The following is a 1,406-nucleotide window of genomic DNA, read 5'->3' as shown; positions in this document are numbered from 1 at the left end:
ACCACCCGGCGCGGGTCCCGGCGCTCCTCGGCCCTCACCGCCTCACACGGCGGGGGCTCGCCCAGACGCGCCTGCCACTGGTCCAATTCGGTCAACACGTCCCCGACGCGACCCTGCCAACATGCCCGCATCCAGACCCGGTATTGGGACCAACCGGCGGCCTCATCGGGGCTCACGGCCGCAGCCGCCGAGAACACGTAACACACCGCGTGCCGGAAATCCGCGATCGGCTCGAGCGCACCAAAGTACCCGCGCCCGATGGTCCAGTTGTACGCCTGACCGTCGGCCACGAACGCCCGACGCGGGGCCTCGTAGAAGTGCCGCTCCTGGGCTTCGGCGGCCATCATCGGGCCGAACGAGGCGCTCGTCTCGAGGCTCGCCACACAGGTCCGTGCCAACCGCTCCGGGGACCAACGCGGGCGCTCCCGGGGCTCGTCGCTGGGTGGCACCGGAGGCGCCGGTTCGCCCCGGGTTTCTGGGGCCGTGGCCTCACCCGCGAGTCCCTTCATCTGTTGCACCAAGCGGCGCACGCGGCGCGGGCATTGGAACCCGTCGGGCGGTTCGGGGCACGGGTCGGTGGCGAACGTGGGGCCGCTCAGGGTGGCCAAACAGGCGACCTTGTCTTCCTTGTTCTGGGCCTCGTGAACACCCGGACCGGCGCCCGCGGCACGGGTCCGGATCCGCCCCCCGTCGACCTCGACCACCACGACCTCGGGCACCACCTCGGTCCGCGGTTCCAACTGGCGGCGCCGGTGCTCGACCACCTTCCGGTCGCGCGCCGCGATCAACTCCCGGCCCACCTCGTGAGCCAATCGCCGCACGTGGTTCTCGCTGATCGAGATCCCGGTCATCCGCACCGCGTCGGCGGCATCACGAAATGAGGAGAACCGCGCGGCGGCGGTGACGACGAACTCGACGACGGAGGAGCTGAAGGCGTGCTCATCCAGCCCCAGAGCCGCCCGCAGGGGGGAAAAAGTCCCGTCGGCAGGCGGGACCGTGGGCGATCCGTTCGGCCTGTTGAACCGTGGCCCCTTGCGCCGCGAGTGCCCGGGTGTGGGGTCGGGTCGGGCACCTCTGGTCACACCCGGGGCATGGGGACTCCTCGGGCACCTTCTGGGCCTGCTGTTGGAGCGCGCCCGCGGTCAGCCCTTGTGCCGCCGCGGTGGCGATTTGCTCCATCGTGCGGAAGTCCACGTCCAACCCCGGCCCGTCCTCACCGAACGCCCGCTTGGACACGATTTTGCCCCACTCGGCGGCCAACTCCCGGAGCCGGTCCAGTTCCGTGGTCGTGAAACGTGGCGTACTCATGGCTCGTCCTGCCCATCAGTTACGACGAACGCGCACACCGCGTTTCCATCATCCCTGCCGGCGGCCCCGAGGTCCATTACAAACCGTGGCGTGGCCTC

2 protein-coding genes are annotated in these 1,406 nt (G+C 70.4%); both read right to left on the bottom strand.

All coding sequences use genetic code 11. From position 1 onward, the window contains the following. Nucleotides 1-851, bottom strand: an 851-nt coding sequence (locus tag R5W23_RS08200; protein ID WP_320685913.1) for a LysR family transcriptional regulator, incomplete at its 3' end; no start/stop codon positions are given. Between the two features lie 88 nt (nucleotides 852-939). Continuing rightward, complete coding sequence (locus R5W23_RS08195; RefSeq protein WP_320685912.1) at nucleotides 940-1,308, bottom strand: hypothetical protein; 369 nt, start codon at nucleotides 1,306-1,308, stop codon at nucleotides 940-942. Nucleotides 1,309-1,406 lie beyond the last annotated feature (98 nt).

Origin of the sequence: Gemmata algarum (genome assembly GCF_034097035.1) — a bacterium.
Lineage (GTDB): Bacteria > Planctomycetota > Planctomycetia > Gemmatales > Gemmataceae > Gemmata > Gemmata algarum.
Note: the sequence above shows the minus strand (reverse complement) of the source record. Positions and strands in the feature narration are given on the sequence as shown.

Bases quoted from the DNA above. Each gene is read 5' to 3' on its own strand.
- R5W23_RS08195 (WP_320685912.1), bottom strand. From the start codon at position 1,308: ATGAGTACGCCACGTTTCACGACCACGGAACTGGACCGGCTCCGGGAG.